20 protein-coding genes are annotated in these 15,368 nt (G+C 47.7%); all 20 read left to right on the top strand.

Annotation, left to right across the window (positions count from 1 at the left end; translation table 11 throughout):
* Positions 1–65 precede the first annotated feature (65 nt).
* The 20 genes from GVY43_RS07535 (at position 66) to GVY43_RS07440 (ending at position 15,365) form a co-directional block, all read left to right on the top strand.
* On the top strand, positions 66–713 hold the full coding sequence (locus GVY43_RS07535; protein WP_159562736.1) for a hypothetical protein: 648 nt from the start codon (positions 66–68) through the stop codon (positions 711–713).
* A 17-nt stretch (positions 714–730) separates the two neighbouring features.
* Positions 731–1,621: a capsid protein gene (locus tag GVY43_RS07530; protein ID WP_159562735.1), complete on the top strand. Its 891-nt coding sequence runs from the start codon at positions 731–733 to the stop codon at positions 1,619–1,621.
* A 16-nt stretch (positions 1,622–1,637) separates the two neighbouring features.
* Positions 1,638–2,786, top strand: coding sequence for a polysaccharide deacetylase family protein (locus GVY43_RS07525; protein ID WP_159562734.1), 1,149 nt, complete (start codon positions 1,638–1,640; stop codon positions 2,784–2,786).
* Between the two features lie 15 nt (positions 2,787–2,801).
* Complete coding sequence (locus GVY43_RS07520) at positions 2,802–3,068, top strand: hypothetical protein (protein WP_159562733.1); 267 nt, start codon at positions 2,802–2,804, stop codon at positions 3,066–3,068.
* A gap of 12 nt (positions 3,069–3,080) precedes the next feature.
* Entirely contained in the window at positions 3,081–3,512 is a 432-nt protein-coding gene (locus GVY43_RS07515; protein WP_159562732.1) for a hypothetical protein, read from the top strand.
* Positions 3,505–3,834, top strand: a complete 330-nt coding sequence (locus GVY43_RS07510) for a putative minor capsid protein (RefSeq protein ID WP_159562731.1) — start codon at positions 3,505–3,507, stop codon at positions 3,832–3,834. The genes GVY43_RS07515 and GVY43_RS07510 overlap by 8 nt, the downstream gene beginning before the upstream one ends.
* Complete coding sequence (locus GVY43_RS07505; protein WP_159562730.1) at positions 3,831–4,187, top strand: minor capsid protein; 357 nt, start codon at positions 3,831–3,833, stop codon at positions 4,185–4,187. Before GVY43_RS07510 ends, GVY43_RS07505 begins: the two co-directional genes overlap by 4 nt.
* The gene (locus tag GVY43_RS07500) at positions 4,184–4,573 is read left to right on the top strand and encodes a hypothetical protein (RefSeq protein WP_159562729.1); all 390 of its coding nucleotides are present in this window, start codon (positions 4,184–4,186) and stop codon (positions 4,571–4,573) included. Before GVY43_RS07505 ends, GVY43_RS07500 begins: the two co-directional genes overlap by 4 nt.
* Positions 4,574–4,579: 6 nt before the next feature.
* A complete protein-coding gene (locus GVY43_RS07495) occupies positions 4,580–5,020 on the top strand; it encodes a phage tail tube protein (protein WP_159562728.1) in 441 nt (146 codons plus the stop codon).
* A 43-nt stretch (positions 5,021–5,063) separates the two neighbouring features.
* The gene (locus GVY43_RS07490) at positions 5,064–5,465 is read left to right on the top strand and encodes a hypothetical protein (RefSeq protein ID WP_159562727.1); all 402 of its coding nucleotides are present in this window, start codon (positions 5,064–5,066) and stop codon (positions 5,463–5,465) included.
* Positions 5,466–5,471: 6 nt separating this feature from the next.
* Positions 5,472–6,203, top strand: a complete 732-nt coding sequence (locus GVY43_RS07485; protein WP_159562726.1) for a Gp15 family bacteriophage protein — start codon at positions 5,472–5,474, stop codon at positions 6,201–6,203.
* Positions 6,204–6,360: 157 nt separating this feature from the next.
* Positions 6,361–9,456, top strand: coding sequence for a phage tail tape measure protein (locus GVY43_RS07480; RefSeq protein WP_159562725.1), 3,096 nt, complete (start codon positions 6,361–6,363; stop codon positions 9,454–9,456).
* On the top strand, positions 9,456–10,277 hold the full coding sequence (locus tag GVY43_RS07475; protein ID WP_159562724.1) for a phage tail domain-containing protein: 822 nt from the start codon (positions 9,456–9,458) through the stop codon (positions 10,275–10,277). Before GVY43_RS07480 ends, GVY43_RS07475 begins: the two co-directional genes overlap by 1 nt.
* A 10-nt stretch (positions 10,278–10,287) precedes the next feature.
* Positions 10,288–11,832, top strand: a complete 1,545-nt coding sequence (locus tag GVY43_RS07470) for a phage tail protein (protein ID WP_159562723.1) — start codon at positions 10,288–10,290, stop codon at positions 11,830–11,832.
* A gap of 13 nt (positions 11,833–11,845) precedes the next feature.
* On the top strand, positions 11,846–13,399 hold the full coding sequence (locus GVY43_RS07465; RefSeq protein ID WP_159562722.1) for a glycosyl hydrolase family 28-related protein: 1,554 nt from the start codon (positions 11,846–11,848) through the stop codon (positions 13,397–13,399).
* A 13-nt stretch (positions 13,400–13,412) separates the two neighbouring features.
* The gene (locus GVY43_RS07460) at positions 13,413–13,703 is read left to right on the top strand and encodes a hypothetical protein (RefSeq protein WP_159562721.1); all 291 of its coding nucleotides are present in this window, start codon (positions 13,413–13,415) and stop codon (positions 13,701–13,703) included.
* A 186-nt stretch (positions 13,704–13,889) separates the two neighbouring features.
* Positions 13,890–14,042, top strand: a complete 153-nt coding sequence (locus GVY43_RS07455) for a hypothetical protein (protein WP_159562720.1) — start codon at positions 13,890–13,892, stop codon at positions 14,040–14,042.
* 13 nt (positions 14,043–14,055) lie between these two features.
* A complete protein-coding gene (locus tag GVY43_RS07450) occupies positions 14,056–14,430 on the top strand; it encodes a hypothetical protein (protein WP_159562719.1) in 375 nt (124 codons plus the stop codon).
* Positions 14,431–14,465: 35 nt separating this feature from the next.
* Positions 14,466–14,684: a hypothetical protein gene (locus tag GVY43_RS07445; protein WP_159562718.1), complete on the top strand. Its 219-nt coding sequence runs from the start codon at positions 14,466–14,468 to the stop codon at positions 14,682–14,684.
* Positions 14,685–14,732: 48 nt separating this feature from the next.
* The gene (locus tag GVY43_RS07440; RefSeq protein ID WP_159562717.1) at positions 14,733–15,365 is read left to right on the top strand and encodes a M23 family metallopeptidase; all 633 of its coding nucleotides are present in this window, start codon (positions 14,733–14,735) and stop codon (positions 15,363–15,365) included.
* The last annotated feature ends 3 nt before the right edge of the window (positions 15,366–15,368 follow it).

The following is a 15,368-nucleotide window of genomic DNA, read 5'->3' as shown; positions in this document are numbered from 1 at the left end:
GTCCGTTTACTCGTGGTGGACGTTAAATAAAACGTAGGACTTTACTCAACTAGGAGGGCAACACCATGCATAAATACAATCTTTTACCGCTCAACCTTCAATTCTTCGCAGAGGCGACCGGAGGAGCGGGGCAAGACCAAACAGGACAGCAGACGACGGACACGCAACAAGGAACCGGCGGAGCTGGTACAACTCCACCAGAAGAGGGAGGGCAAGGCAAGACATTCACCCAAGAAGAGCTCAACAGCTTCTTGGCCAAACAGAAGAACGACACACAGGCGAAACTATTGAAACAATTCGGTGCGGATAGCGTCGACGCTGTGAAAGAACGACTTGCGAAATTTGAAGAATGGGAATCATCCCAGCGGACCGAGGCCGAGAAACAGGCAGCAGCGCTCCAGAAGACACAAGAACAGTTCAACCAGACGGCGGCCGAGAACGAAGCGTTGAAGGCGCAGATGTCCGCCATGAAGTCGGGTGTCAAAGCAGATTCCGTCGAGGACGTCGTCACCTTGGCCCGTTCTCTTGTGAACGATGAGACGCCGATTGACGAGGCGATCAAGAAGGTAGTGGAGAAATATCCACATTTCTCACAGGAAGCTGTGGATAAACCCAAAGTACCGAAATTCGTTCAACCAGGAACCGGACAATCGACCGGAAATTCGTTCGAGGAACAATTCTTAGCCGCCTTCGCACCGAAAAAGACTAACTAAAGAAAGAAGGAATCAACATGGCAGCACTTAACTATGCTGAACTCTATACACGGGCGCTGAAGCAACGCTTCACCGTCGGATTACGATTCGTCGATCTATATAACGCCCCAGCGAACGCGACGTTACGCTGGACGAATGCAAACACCGTCCAAATTCCACGCATCGACGTGAACGGGATGACGGACTACAACCGGGATGTCATCGGAGGATTCACCCGTAACGTTGATAATAGCTGGGAGACGAAGACACTCACCCATGATCGGCAATGGAAAACGCTCATCGACCCGATGGACATCGACGAGACCAACCTCTCGGTCTCAATCGCGAACTTCACATCGGTCTTCAATGACGAACAGAAGATCCCAGAGATGGACAAGTTCATGGCATCGAAGCTTCATGCAGAGTTCACGGGTTATGGTGGGGTCCCTGTGACAACGGGCTTGACAACTGCCAATATCCTCAGCATCTTTGATGACATGATGGAACAGATGGACGAGGCCGAAGTACCTCAGGATGGTCGTTTGCTTTACGTTACGCCTACAATCCACAAGTTACTCAAGCAAGCGGATCAAATCCAACGTCAGATGATGGTGACGGCTAACAATGAGCAAGTGTCTCGCGCTGTACGGACACTCGAAGAAGTACGGATTATCGTCGTACCATCAGACCGTATGAAGACGGCCTATGATTTCACAATCGGAGCGGTACCGGCGGCCGGGGCGGAACAAATCAACATGATCTTGATTCATCCTCAGGCGCTTGTCTCACCACAGAAATATGCGATTGCATCGCTCGACAGCCCTTCTGCGGTCACCGATTTGAAATACCTCTGGAACGAGCGGTCATACTGGGACGTCTTCTTGTTCGAACGTCGCGTCCCAGGCGTCAAGATGCATGTGACACCCTAATCTGCCGGACCCCTTGATGCGTACGGTATCTCTCGCCGATGACTTCATGGCAGACACGCAATGGTCGCTACAGTCGGGAGCTGGTACGACGAAGACGGTCGACACGGTGAACACGCTCGATATCCAATCGCTTAAGCTCGCCGTCGACGGGAGCGTGACTACAATTGGCTTCATGCGTCGGACAAACTTCTCCCTCGACGTGAGCGATAAGACAGCCGTTGATGTGACGTTCTTTGTAGCTGATGTCACAAAAGTGAACCGTGTCGTCGTTTTCCTATCGAACCAGACGAACTTTGCGAGCTATAAGTCGAAGATCATCTTGGCATCGGATATGAAAGACGGATGGAACACGGTCAGCTTCTCGATTGAGAACATGAGCGAGAGTGGCACGTTCGATCAAGGCGCGCCCGTTGTCGCCATCCAGCTTCGGTTGGAGGCGGTGAGTGGAGAAATCGCATCGGTCAGCTTCGATCGTTTGGATTTCGTCACGGCTGATCGTGGCTTTGTGTTGTTCACGATGGATGACGGATGGGATACGCAGTTCACGGAAGGCTATCGCATTTTGAATGCACAAGGAATACCCGGCAACATTGGATTGATCCCAAATGCGGTGGGGATGGCTGGTAAGATGTCGGCAGAACAATTCCAGATGGTCTATGACGCCGGCTGGGATTTGTTGAACCATACCGCCACGCACCCAAACTTGAGCACGCTGACGAAAGAAGCGCAACGTATTGAATTGAACACATGTCGCGACTATCTCGTCGCACAAGGGTGGACGCGCGGTGCTCATAGCGTCGTCTATCCGTTCGGTGCCTACAACACGGACACGCTCGATGTCTTGTCCGAGGAGGGCTACGTCTGGGGCCGGACACTTGTCAACGGGCTCGAAAGTCAGAGTCCAATTAACAATTATTTCGTGCGTACTGTCAACCTCGTCCCGTCCGTCACGGATGAGAAGGCGAAGGAGTGGATTGATGAGGCGACACTGACCGGAACAACAATCGTCTTCCTCAACCATCGCTTCGGTACCGATGCCGATCTCGGGGACACGATGTTCTGGACGATTGATCGGTTCGAGGAGTTGGTAGCATACACGGCTACGAGACAACAACAAGGCGCCATCGATGCTCTGAGCGTATCGGAATGGCTATCCATTAACTAAAGAGGAGGAATTCACATGCCAATCGTACAGAAACGAAACAAGCAATTGACGGTCCCGGAAGAAGCGGTCAAACGTTATCTTGATGACGGATATGACTTGATCGAGGTGGACCCGAAGACCAAGAAAGCGGTCGTCAAACATAAGGCAACCGGCGGTATCGTCATCTCGCCTGGTGAGCATCAACAGGTCGTCAAAGAACTTGAGAGCGCACAGGAAGAAATCGAGAAGTTGAAAGCGGAGAATAAGAAGCTACAAGCCGAACTCAAGAAGCAAGAGAAGTAAGGGGGTGTCGATATGGCACTCCCTTTTATTGATATCGATTACTACCGTAACGACTATGTCGGCATCGAGATTGAGGACGATGTCGTACTTGACCGTCTGATTCGTCGCGCGAGCCGAGACATCAACACATTGACGAAACGGCGTATCGGGGACTTGAGCACATGGCACCCGGACATCCAAGACATGGTGAAAGAGGCGACTGCCGCCCAAGTCGAATTCTTGTTCGTGAATGGGGAGACTGCGTCAACCATTGTTCAAGGGACGGCAGCAGGTGGTGGAGTCCGGGTTGGGAGTTATAGCGAAAACGAGGCAGGCGGTTCAAGGAATACTTCGTTGGACGGGATGTATGCGGATAACGTCGTGAGTGTCCTGTTGCCGTCAGGTCTCCTGTATACAGGCGTATCCACTCGACGTGGCGTGTATCGGGGTGGTTGTATTGGCTAGTATTCAACGACGGCTACTGATTCACGAAATCACGTATGAGGAATACGACGAGAATGATCGCTACGGGGCGACGTATAAAGCCCCGGTGCAGGTCAAGTGGGTAAGGATTGAACCGAAGCGGACGGTCATGATCGATGCGAACAATACCGAAATCGTGTCTACGACGCTGTTATTTGTAGACTCACTTAATACCAGTCCTCGCTTTATCCCGAAAGAACAATCGAAAATCACATTCGAGGGCATCGTATACCGTATTCAAAAGGTGAACACTTATTACGCAAACTCCATCCGTGTCCATCATTGGGAAGCGGTGCTCGTATGATTAAGTTTGATGTCAAGATTCAGTTGGGAGATATCGAAGGCAAGATACAGAAGCGGGCTAAAAAAACCCAAGTTGTGTTAGATACGCAGATTTTGAAAGATACGAACACGTTTGTCCCACAAGATACCGGGGAACTGATTCGTTCAGCCATTCGAATGTCCTTAATCGGACAGGGGCGTCTAATTTGGGCGACGCCCTATGCGCGCCGACTTTACTACAATCCGCAATATCATTTCTCGAAAAGCCCGAACCCGAAAGCTCAAGGTCTATGGTTCGAGGCGGCAAAAGCCGTATATCTCGGTGATTGGGTTGCGCTTGCTGCCAAAGAGATGGGAGGTCGTCCACAACGATGAGAGCACTTTTAGACGCATTAGCGGACTATCTGGACACGGAGCTGACCCTCTATGCTCCCGTGAAGGTCGGGAACTTGGATTCGAGCACGGATGCGATTTGCATTCGCCAAGCTCCTTCACCAGATGGACCACGATATTTGAGCGGTAGACGCTTACGCTATATCAATTTTCAATTGTTGGCCAAGTCGGAAGATCAACAACAGGTTCTCGATGCCATGGAACTGATGTCCGAAGCATTGGAATTAAGCAACGGAGACATCGTTGTTCCAGATTTCGAATTTATCAAATGTGAGGTCACTACCGAAACTAACTGGGTCGAGGAGACAAGTACAAATCAACATATCTACACCGCACTCTTCCAATGTCAACTAATCAGAAAGGGGTAACACCATATGTCATTCTTGTTGCAACATAACTACAACATCACGATTACTGAAGGTCTAGCGAGCACGACAGAATTACTCATCGCAGAAGGGATTACGAACTTAGATTTTTCACCGAGTGAGACTGTTACAGAAGATTACTACTATGCAAACGGAGGAGCGGCGACTAAGGATGTAACAGGTACTGTCCTCACGTACGCGTTCACTGGGCATCGTCAAAGCGAGGATGCGGCACAAAACTACATCTTCTCTCTTTTGACTGAATTAGGGCCGGCGCGTAAGACGAACTTCAAGGTTGTCGAACCAGACGGCGCAATGTATGAAGGCGAAGCGACAATCCACGACATCAAAACTCCAAGTGGAGATGCGAACGCGAAAGGTGAAATTGCATTCTCCATCACGTTTGACAAGATTCCGACGTTCACACCAGCGCCACCACCAACACCTTAATAAATTATATCGACGCACAAAATATTAATCGGAGGGATAAAGCATGGCGATTAAAAAGTTTGAGTTGAAAAAAGCATATGAAGATTTACAACTTGGAGAAAAAACGTATCGCTTAGATTTATCGGACGCGGCAATGCAAAAGTATGTACAAATTCCGAAGTTGTTAGAAGATTTTGAGAAAAACAATAAGAAGATTGATGCTTATTCAGCTACCGAGGAACAAGTTTCTGAACGTTTCAATCAGCAACAGCAAATGATGAAACAGTTGATTGAAACTTGCTTAGGCGAGGAAGCGTACGATTCTTTATTTGAAGAATGCGGAGGATCCCATTTGCCCTTGCTCCCTGTATTCGATTACTTGAGCGGGGTGATTCTTCAACACATGAATGAATTGGGGCTTGTCGAGAATGAGCAATTGAAGAAATTAAAACGAAAGGTGAAGTAACATGCGATGTTCTGGCATGAACCGGAAACAAAAGCGAAACAACGGTGGAGAGACTGGGAAATTGACGTAGATTTATCTTTCGATACGGTGTTGCGATTCATCGAACTCTTCCAAATGAACGAGCTGGAAAAGGCGGATCGTCTTTATCATGGGTTCGAATTGTTTGTTGACGAAGAGACCATACAATTTTTCGATGAATATTTGATGAGCATCGATCGCATTGATTTTATGATCGTCTTCGCAAAAGAAAAACTCGGAATCGACTTCATGAAAGAAGCTTCTGATCAAACGTCCGAACTGATTGAAGGCGATGACACAGGAAGCGATGATGAACCTAAACCACCATCATTCGATTTCATTGAAGATGCGAGTCGCATTTACTCATCATTTCTGAAAGACTACCAAATTGATTTGTACGAAAAACGGGGTTCGCTCAGTTGGGCGGATTTTTTGTCGTTGCTGGGAGATCTTTCAGATGAAACAGAATTCAAGCGTGCTATGCATTATCGTAACAAGCCAATTCCGGCCCCGATCAATGAAAAGCATTACTCGAACAAAGATGAAATCAATCACATCAGAGCGATGAAAGAGCGTTACGCATTCAAGTCTGAGCGGATGCGTCAGCTTGTACTAAAGGCACAAGAAGAAGCCTCGTTGCGACAGCTTAAAAACGCATCGGCGATATTTAGAGGTGCTTACGAACGTAAAAAGAAGGGAGTGAAGTCTGATGGCGGCTGATGGAAGAGTTGAGATAGACACGACATTAAGCACTAAAGGGCTTCGCTCTTCTGTTGCATACGTGGAACAAGAATTGAATAAAATTAAAACGAAGGCCACTTTAGTATCAAAGAGTTTATTGCGGAATGGAGATGGGATATCTCAGGTTGGCGGTATCATGACAAGGACGTTCGGGACTGCCACAGCCGTCATTGCTGCTGGTCTAGGTTTTGCCACAAAGACCGCAATGGATTTCGAAGCACAGATGAGCCGAGTGGCGGCCGTCTCTGGGGCGACTGGTAGTGACTTGAAAAAGTTAGAATCTCTCGCTCGAGAGATGGGAGCCACTACACAATTCTCAGCATCTCAAGCGGCTGAAGCACTGAATTTCATGGCGATGGCTGGGTATGATACGACACAAATGATGAACGCTTTACCTGGTGTCCTTGATTTAGCGGCGGCAGGAGGTACTGAACTAGGATTAACAGCAGACATTGTCACTGATGCAATGACAGGTCTTGGTATGAAGGCAAATGAAACAGGTCGCTTCGTCGATGTCATGGCAGCTACAATCACAAAATCGAACACCAATGTTGAAATGCTTGGAGAAACGATGAAGTATGTTGCACCGGTTGCTGGTGCTCTTGGAATTAGCATTGAAGACTTATCTGTAGCGGCCGGGCTTATGGCTAACGCAGGTGTCAAGGCTTCGATGGCAGGTACTGCGCTCCGAAGTGGATTGACACGATTAGTCGATCCGCCGAAAGAAGCGGCAGATGTGATGGAGAAGTACGGCATCGAGCTACAAAAGAATGCCGATGGTTCCGTGAACCTAGCCAAAATGATGCAGGAGTTACGAACGAAACTCTCAGGCGTAGATAAAGATGCACAAGCGGCCGCGATTTCTAGCATCTTCGGTCAAGAGGCAATGGCGGGATGGGCCGCTGTCGTCAACGCTAGTCAATCAGACTTCGACAAGTTAACAGAATCCATTGCCAATAGTGAAGGCGTCGCCTCAAAGATTGCTAAAACGATGAATGACAACTTGGCTGGATCTCTAAAAACACTCCGTTCTGCAGCGGAAGATTTAGCTATTGCTATCGGTTCTCACTTGACCCCGATTCTAAGAACGGTTGTCGATGCAGTGACTGGTGTCATCAACAAGTTCAACAGTCTTTCGCCGACAACACAAAAAATTATTACGATGATTTTGTTGTTCAACTTAGCGCTTAATGGATTCCTGCTCTTTATAGGATTTGTATTGACGGTTGTGGGTAATTTGATACTTGCGTTAAATGCATTACCACCCGTAATTTTAAGTATTTTAGGACCCGTATTTATAGTCATTGGTGCTCTATATGCATTAGGCGTCATTTTTATCATTCTTTGGAATCACAGTGACACGTTCCGAAAAATTGCGACTCAGGCGTGGGACGCTGTCAGCAATGCGGTATCTGCTGCATACAGTGTGATGGCTCCTCTCATTCAAGCACTCGGAAAAGTAATAGCGGAATGGGCAATCGCGGCTGTCGAATATATCGTGATGTTCGCAGGAATGGTTGTTCCGTTTCTACAAAGTGCAGGTCAGGCTTTCTTAACATTATGGGGGAACATTACAGGAGGAGCGGGAGGCGCTCTAAGTTCAATCGGAGGTTTCTTCTCATTCATATTAAGCATTCTATCCCCTGTAATAGAGCGGGTCGTGGCATTCGGAAACGAATTCCAGGAAGCATTTAAGAAAGCACTCAATCTTGATTTCTCAGGTATTGCTGAGATTGTGGCTCAATTCATCCCCTCCTTGATTGGATTATTATTAGGTGGAATCCCACGGCTTGTCATCATTGGATTTAACATCATTCAAACGATTGCAGATTCGATGGGGATGACGTCAGGTGAATTGATCACCAAGGTTGCAGATATTATCGTACAGATGATTGAGTCCTTTACGGCTCAACTCTCGAACTTCATCACTATCGGTACAGAGATGCTGACTTCGATTATCGAAGGTCTGGTTGCCTCGTTGCCGATGCTCATCGAATCATTGACGGGCATTATCGAAATGATTACCTCGCAACTTACGACGAACCTAGCGATTGTAGCGGGATTGGGAATTGAAATCATTACAGCGCTCGTTAATGCGATCACTGTTGCACTGCCTCTCTTAATCGAGATTGGTATTCAAATCCTGACGACGCTAATCACTGGAATTGTCGCAATACTCCCTCTTCTGATCACGACAGCGATTGAAATCTTGAATGTACTGATTACAACAATCGTTAGCTTGCTACCGATTATTATAGACGCTGGGATTCAAGTTCTAATGGCTCTAATTCAAGGGATTATTGATATGCTACCAGCCTTGATTGATGCGGCTATTCTTTTGTTAACTTCTTTAATCGATGTGATCATTACGAGCTTACCAATCGTGATTGATGCGGGGATTCAGATTTTACTTGCCCTGATTGACGGAATCATTCAAATTTTACCTTCTCTAATCGATGCGGCGATTGATTTGGTCATGGCGCTGGTCGATGCCATCATTGAAATGTTGCCTGCATTAATCGATGCCGGTATTCGGATTTTGTATGCTTTGATTGACGGTATTGTACAAATCGTGCCTCAGTTGATTGATGCGGCCATTGAATTGGTCCTAGCGATTGTCCAGGCTTTGTGGGATAATCGTCAGAAAATTATTGATGCAGGTATTGATTTGATTAAGGCGTTAATCAAAGGGATATGGGAAATGCGGAGCGAAGCAAAAGATGCGATGTTTGATCTGGGTGAAAAGATTATTGAAGAAATTAAGAAAGTGGACCTATTACAAGTCGGAAAAGATATCATAAACGGTTTGATAAGCGGTATCGGTTCGATGGCAAGTGCGGTGACGAAGAAGGTTCAAGAAGTTGCCGGAAATATAAAAGATGCAATCACGAGCAAACTAGATATTCATTCGCCTTCTCGTTGGATGCGAGATAAGGTAGGTAAAATGATTCCTGCGGGTATAGCAGTGGGGATTGATGCCAATACAAGTGAGGCACTCGCGGCGATTGATAACTTGAGTGACGATCTGATGTTCACATCATCAAGTCCAGTCTCTGGAATGATGAATGGAGCGGGAACGACAGCAAATACGGGTGATGCTCGTCCGCAAATGATCGATGTATCAATGTACATGGACGGCGAGTTGATGGCACGGGTCATCGAGAGATTTATTAATACTGCTCAGCAAGATCGTACCTCACTCAAAATCTACGCGAAAGGTGGGGCGGTCTGATGATCGAGTTTGAATTTTTAGATGGCACTAAAACAAATACAGATGAGTTCGGACTCACCGTGAAAGAGTTCGAGGTGGAACCTCTGACGCTTCGTCATCGTTTCGAACAGATTGAGATGCTAGAAGGGAATATCCCAATGGGAAGCACGCATGAACAGAGGCGGATCATGATGTCCGCCCGTCTTTTTTTAGATGACCCAAATGAATTCCCTTTGTACCGAGATTGGATACAAGGGGTTTTCGCACGTTTGCAGCCTTGCTATATCACAGACCCTCGTCAGCCATTCAAGAGATGGCTTGTAATTCCAGAAGGAACTCCAGAGTATGAGCATAGGAATTATGGGCGGGTTGTTTATGTGACGTTGAACTGGGTCACATATGGTCTTCCGTATGCAGAAGCAATCACGACAACACTGACACCATACGAATGGGGGCAGGGCTACTTTTGGGGTGCTGGTCTTGAATGGGGAGAGAATCAGTACTCATTCTCGAACACTAACCGGTTCATCATCAATAACTTCGGAAATGTTGAACTGGACCCTCGGAAACATAAAGAATTTCGAATCGTCTACAAAGGTGCTTCAGACGGTTTGACCATCACAAACCTGACGAATCAAGAAGTATTTGTCTATAACGGAGTGTCTGGTGTTGATGATGAAATCGTACTAGACCGGATATTCACTACAAAGAACGGATTGAATATTGTCCGCGATACAAACCGTCGTGTCATAACACTTGCAGCGGGAGCGAACGAGTTCATTTTGGCCGGAACCTCATCACCTTTTGAGATTTCTTTTGAGTTCCGTCCATTGTTCTACTAGGAGGGATAAAATGGACCGTTTAGTCACATTACGCACCCTTGATGGTCAGGAGTTTCTTCTGAACTCGTTTCAAACTTTCGAGCATGAAGTAGATTTTGATCTTGATGTGATTTACTTCGAGATTCTCGAGACGGATATTGACGTCGAGGGAATCACTCATTTACGTGCACAGAACTTGATTGAGTTTGAAGGTATTGAATATGTCATCATAAGTGTTACAGACGCTTCAATCGGAGAGCGGTATCGTCGTCGTATTGTTGCCCATCGAAGGTTTTATGCTGATATATATAAGGATTGGGTACTCGAAACCATCTCAGGTACATTCGATATCTTGACCCTTATGTCATTCATCTTCCAAGGGACTGACTACCGAGTTGAGGTTCAAGGTGATTTCGACACCATTACGACTGAAAACTTCGGAAATCAGCGGCGATCCGCTCTTTTCTCAAGTGCTTTACAGCGATTCGGCGCCGAGTTCCAATTAGAAGAAAGGCGAACCGGGAACTGGGTTGTTCTCAAGAATATCATCGGAGACGATGGGGCAAAGCAGTATCGCTATAAGTACAACCTGAAGAGCACCCGTAGAGAGGAAAATACAGAGGCGTTATTTACCTACATCAAAGGATTTGGAAAGCCGATCGAGGACGAGGATGGAAATGTCGTTGGTTACGAAGTGACTGATGAATATATTAGTCCACTCGTCGCAGAAAGGGGCTATCCACTCATCGAGCATGAACCGTATTTTAACGACAACATCACTCAACCTGAGACGCTCCGTAGAAAGCTCGTTGAAAAATTGAATGCATCACAGCCTGAACTCATCATAGAGGTTGATGCCGTCGATATCGCAGATGATGAAACGGTATCACTTGGAGATCGCGTATTTGTGATTTACGAGACGATGCCTGATTTTGACTACTACACACGCGTCTCTTCCATTCGTCGTTCATACGATTATCGAAGAATGATTTTTCGAACACAGGTGACGTTGGCGAACATCAGGCGTGAAATAACAGACACCATCAGTACATTGTCGATTCAAGAACAATCTGTCTCAACTGTCGTCGATCCAGACGGGAACATCAAGCTCCCACCATCAATCAACGGTTCCTCGACGGCAATCAACGAGGCGAAAAAGCAACTTGTGTTCGATGATGGGATTCGTGGTGTGAACGGTTCACAGGTGGTTCGATTCGAGCGAAACGGGATCACGACGAGTCAGAACGGTGGCGCCTCGTTCACACCGGCGGTCACGGGTGCCGGGCTCAACTTGGCGAACTCGTATGGCTCGTTGGCACAGGCACGGGTCGTGAACCTCGAATCTGATTTGACTGATATCAACAATGGGCTGACCACGCTGACTGACGATTTGAATAGCTTGGACGGCCGTGTCGTCACCTTGGAGGGGTATCTTCCCTCGGGTAGAGGTGACACGCTGAGTCGGCCGATACTAGGACCCACAGACGATGGGTTCTTTTATTTTGACCGCGATTTGTTGAAGATGATCGTCTGGAACGGTGTTGCTTGGACGAATATGGACGGTACCACACTATAAAGGGGTGAATTTTATGTCATTGAAACTACAGAACCTCGAGGCGCTGACTAAGCCTCTCGATATCCCAAACTATCAGAAGTTCAACTTTGGACGAACGGATTCGTTGCATAACTTTATCTATTTGGATGAGCGGATCACGAACCTGATTGCTGGTGTTCCGCAACCATCCGAGGTGGTCGACGCCCGGATTGATTACAACGGCAACACATGGCCGACATTATCCGATCGAATCAACCAAGACTTGCAGACAGTGTATGACACGATTGGTGATTTGGATGACTTTGGTCCAGACCCGCGTACACTTGTTGATTCGATTCGTGATCGTGGAATCAACGTTCGCGATTACGGGGCGACTGGTGATGGAAATACGGATGACACAGCGGCATTTCAAACAGCGATTGACGATGCAATCAATCTTCAAGTGCCAGTATTCATACCAGGTGGAGTGTATCTGTTAGATCATCTCAACTTGCAACAGGGACTCGTCATCATAGGTGCCGGGTTCTTCTTCACACGTTTGATTCACACAGGTACAGGTACGTTCGTACGAAATAATACAGGCATATCAATCGGACAGGTGCAAATTGAGGGCGTCAACCTCGTTATGAACGGAGGGACGACAGTAGGTTTGTCGCTGTCGAAGGTGTTCTTGAGCATTTTTCAGCGTCTTCGTATTGATGGGGGAGGTAGTACTGGTGACGCTATCCTGTGCTCGGATGGAAACGTAGGCTCCACTTTCTACAACCGTTTCTTCCAAATTGCAGTTAACGGCGCAAACAAAGCGCTAAATCGAGCATTTGCGTTCGAGACGAGCGCAAACAGTAATAGTGTCGTCTCTTGTCGAGTCGTCGCCTGCCAAGTTGGCGTCGGAGTCGATACCTTTTACACGAACCACAACACCGTTTCAGACTGCGCATTCGAGGTCGTTGATATCGGCGTACGTCTGACTGGGGCGACCGGATGTTTGATTCAAGGGAACCGGTTTGAAAATCCTCCACCTACAGCGTCAGGGGTTGGTGTCCAACAATTATTGGCAGACAGCGGGATATTCATCGGTAATCACGTGATTGGTAATTTTTACACAAACATGGCTGTACAAATAGACAATCAACTCGAACAGTTCGATATCGGTACGGAATTAGATTATGGCGGCCGTTTTCGAGCGAAGTTCTTCAACCAGATTACTGGGGGTGGCTGGCTAACTTCGATGGACATGAGGAATTTTGCAATTTTGAATGCTGCCTATGTGAACCATCAGGTCAGAACAGCGGCACCGGGTGCAGCGACAACTGGATCGATTGCATATGCAAATGGATTAGATGGAGGATGGCGTCCAAAGGGAGACATCGAAGGACCATTTGTCCGTAAGGCGAACGGTCGTTGGGAATCGCTACTCGATGACTATCGAAATTCGCCTCCAGTTGAAGGAACATGGGAGCGCGGCGATATCATCTATCATCGTTCTCCAAGCACAGCGACTGCAACGAATTTCCTCGGTTGGGTTTGCGTCACGTCAGGCGCACCGGGTGTCTGGAAGCGATATGGAGTAGGGCAAATCGAAGCATAAAGGAGTGAAGGTGATGGCGATCATCACGAACAAGACATTGAACAACGGACTTTTTTTACAAGGAGTCTATGGACGGATCGATACGATATCGGGATATAAGGGAGGACTCGACTTCTCTCTCAACTTCTACGTGTCACGAGATCATTTCATCCAAGGGAAAGGCTACATTCACCAAGAAATGCATCATTTCATCCCGGACGTGGGCAACCGTTCGGAGAATTTCATCCGGCAAGGATATTTATATTTAAAAACGTTGGAGGAATACGAACGAGCGGACGACGTTTGGGAAGAAGGACAGTTCTAAATCTAATTCGAGGAAGGGTATTATTAGGAGTAGTATGTTTAGAAAAATCTACGATTATGTCGAATTGAAGTTTAGCAACATGTAAACAACAATTTTTATCTTGAACCCAACTCATTAGAATTCTCCTCTCACTATCGAAAGTTAATCACGTAATTAAAATTATAGATGTTAAAGGAGTGAAAATCTATGGTAAGCGAATCTCTACGGGAACAAATCATTAATCGCTATCGAGACGCACTTGAAGAGTGGACTTGGTCACCACGTGATGCAGACGATGTCGAGAATGAAGTGGAGCAATTCGAAAAGTTATTACTAAACTATAAAACCGAAGAAGCATAACGGGGGTGAACAGATGCCGGACATGGCAAGGATGCAACAAAAGGTGGAAGATTTAGAAGAGAAAGTGAACGAGCTCAAATCGATGTTGAGCCAAGCGAGCAAGACGAGCCACGACGATGACTTACGGTTGCACGAACGGATCGACGAAGTGGAGGGGCGTGTCCGTGCAGTCGAACAAGAAGTTCGCGAAGTCGTGCTGAAAATCCCGAGCAACATGAAGGACTTGGAACGAAATATCCTAAAAAAGATGGACTCCGACCAGGTCGACCAATTGAAGAGCGTGCTCAAATCCTATCGGAGCATCGTGGCCAAACTGGGCTGGGCGATCATCGGGATCGTCAGCTCGGTCATCACGGCGCTCATCTTATCGTATCTGAGCCTCAACTGAGGGTGAACGGAGACAACGGAAGGAGGTGATCAGATTTGGACTGGTTCATCAAAGGATTGGGATGCCTCGTGTGGGGATGCAAGAAGACCTCACGGAGCATGGACACGGAAGTACCGCAGGACCAAGAGACGTTGCGCGAACAACTCGTCGCATCGCTCATCGCACAAGCAGAGTCAGAGGGGGACAAACACCCCGAGAAGGCATGGGATGCGTTCTCGAAAGACATCCGCAACCGATTGAAACAAGCAGGATAAACAAAGGGACCCGTGTGGTCCCTTTCTATTTTGGAAGGAGGAATTGGTATGGCTGAGAAAGCGATCCTCCCGTTGAACCGAGCCCGGTTGACGGCGGGGTACAAGAACGCGGCGTATCGGAAACGAATGGGATTTACCCATTACGGCGTGGACATGGCCGATCTGACACGCAAGGACATGTCGGTGTATGCCCCGTTCGCGATGAAGATCGTCGCAGTGGGGAACGATGACCTGATGGGCCGAACGATCATCGGGGTCAGCGAGAACCCGGTCGAGGTACACCACGGACCGAAGAAAGGCGCACATCGTCTCGTCGTCCGGATGGCGCATCTGGACAAGGTGTTCGTCAAGAAGGGGGACGTCGTCAAACCGGAAGGGAAGAAGATCGCGAACTACGGATCGACAGGGAAGTACGGAAACTCGCCCCATCTGCATATCGAGATCGACACGGACGTCAAGTTCCCGACCCATTCACCGACACTTGCGAGTTCCTCGAACATCTGGAAGGCCGGGGCAGACACGACGATCAACCCGATGGACGTGTTCAAGGTCGACCAGAAGGGCGAGCGTGGGATGAAGCAATCCTTCTCTCACGCGAACGCCTCAGGAGACTGGCTGAAGACGGACGACAAGACGACGCTGAACCTGCAGGGGAAAGTCATCAAATCGAAGGGGGTATAAATC

It is taken from the genome of Exiguobacterium sp. 8H (assembly GCF_902506255.1).
GTDB classification, from domain to species: domain Bacteria; phylum Bacillota; class Bacilli; order Exiguobacteriales; family Exiguobacteriaceae; genus Exiguobacterium; species Exiguobacterium profundum.
This window is presented reverse-complemented; position numbering and strand designations above follow the sequence as displayed.

Coding starts and splice junctions, on each gene's coding strand:
- GVY43_RS07515 (WP_159562732.1), top strand. CDS start 3,081: ATGGCACTCCCTTTTATTGATATCGATTACTACCGTAACGACTATGTC.
- GVY43_RS07470 (WP_159562723.1), top strand. CDS start 10,288: ATGGACCGTTTAGTCACATTACGCACCCTTGATGGTCAGGAGTTTCTT.
- GVY43_RS07490 (WP_159562727.1), top strand. CDS start 5,064: ATGGCGATTAAAAAGTTTGAGTTGAAAAAAGCATATGAAGATTTACAA.
- GVY43_RS07480 (WP_159562725.1), top strand. CDS start 6,361: ATGACAAGGACGTTCGGGACTGCCACAGCCGTCATTGCTGCTGGTCTA.
- GVY43_RS07500 (WP_159562729.1), top strand. CDS start 4,184: ATGAGAGCACTTTTAGACGCATTAGCGGACTATCTGGACACGGAGCTG.
- GVY43_RS07460 (WP_159562721.1), top strand. CDS start 13,413: ATGGCGATCATCACGAACAAGACATTGAACAACGGACTTTTTTTACAA.
- GVY43_RS07450 (WP_159562719.1), top strand. CDS start 14,056: ATGCCGGACATGGCAAGGATGCAACAAAAGGTGGAAGATTTAGAAGAG.
- GVY43_RS07520 (WP_159562733.1), top strand. CDS start 2,802: ATGCCAATCGTACAGAAACGAAACAAGCAATTGACGGTCCCGGAAGAA.
- GVY43_RS07455 (WP_159562720.1), top strand. CDS start 13,890: ATGGTAAGCGAATCTCTACGGGAACAAATCATTAATCGCTATCGAGAC.
- GVY43_RS07485 (WP_159562726.1), top strand. CDS start 5,472: ATGTTCTGGCATGAACCGGAAACAAAAGCGAAACAACGGTGGAGAGAC.
- GVY43_RS07525 (WP_159562734.1), top strand. CDS start 1,638: ATGCGTACGGTATCTCTCGCCGATGACTTCATGGCAGACACGCAATGG.
- GVY43_RS07495 (WP_159562728.1), top strand. CDS start 4,580: ATGTCATTCTTGTTGCAACATAACTACAACATCACGATTACTGAAGGT.
- GVY43_RS07530 (WP_159562735.1), top strand. CDS start 731: ATGGCAGCACTTAACTATGCTGAACTCTATACACGGGCGCTGAAGCAA.
- GVY43_RS07535 (WP_159562736.1), top strand. CDS start 66: ATGCATAAATACAATCTTTTACCGCTCAACCTTCAATTCTTCGCAGAG.
- GVY43_RS07475 (WP_159562724.1), top strand. CDS start 9,456: ATGATCGAGTTTGAATTTTTAGATGGCACTAAAACAAATACAGATGAG.
- GVY43_RS07440 (WP_159562717.1), top strand. CDS start 14,733: ATGGCTGAGAAAGCGATCCTCCCGTTGAACCGAGCCCGGTTGACGGCG.
- GVY43_RS07465 (WP_159562722.1), top strand. CDS start 11,846: ATGTCATTGAAACTACAGAACCTCGAGGCGCTGACTAAGCCTCTCGAT.
- GVY43_RS07505 (WP_159562730.1), top strand. CDS start 3,831: ATGATTAAGTTTGATGTCAAGATTCAGTTGGGAGATATCGAAGGCAAG.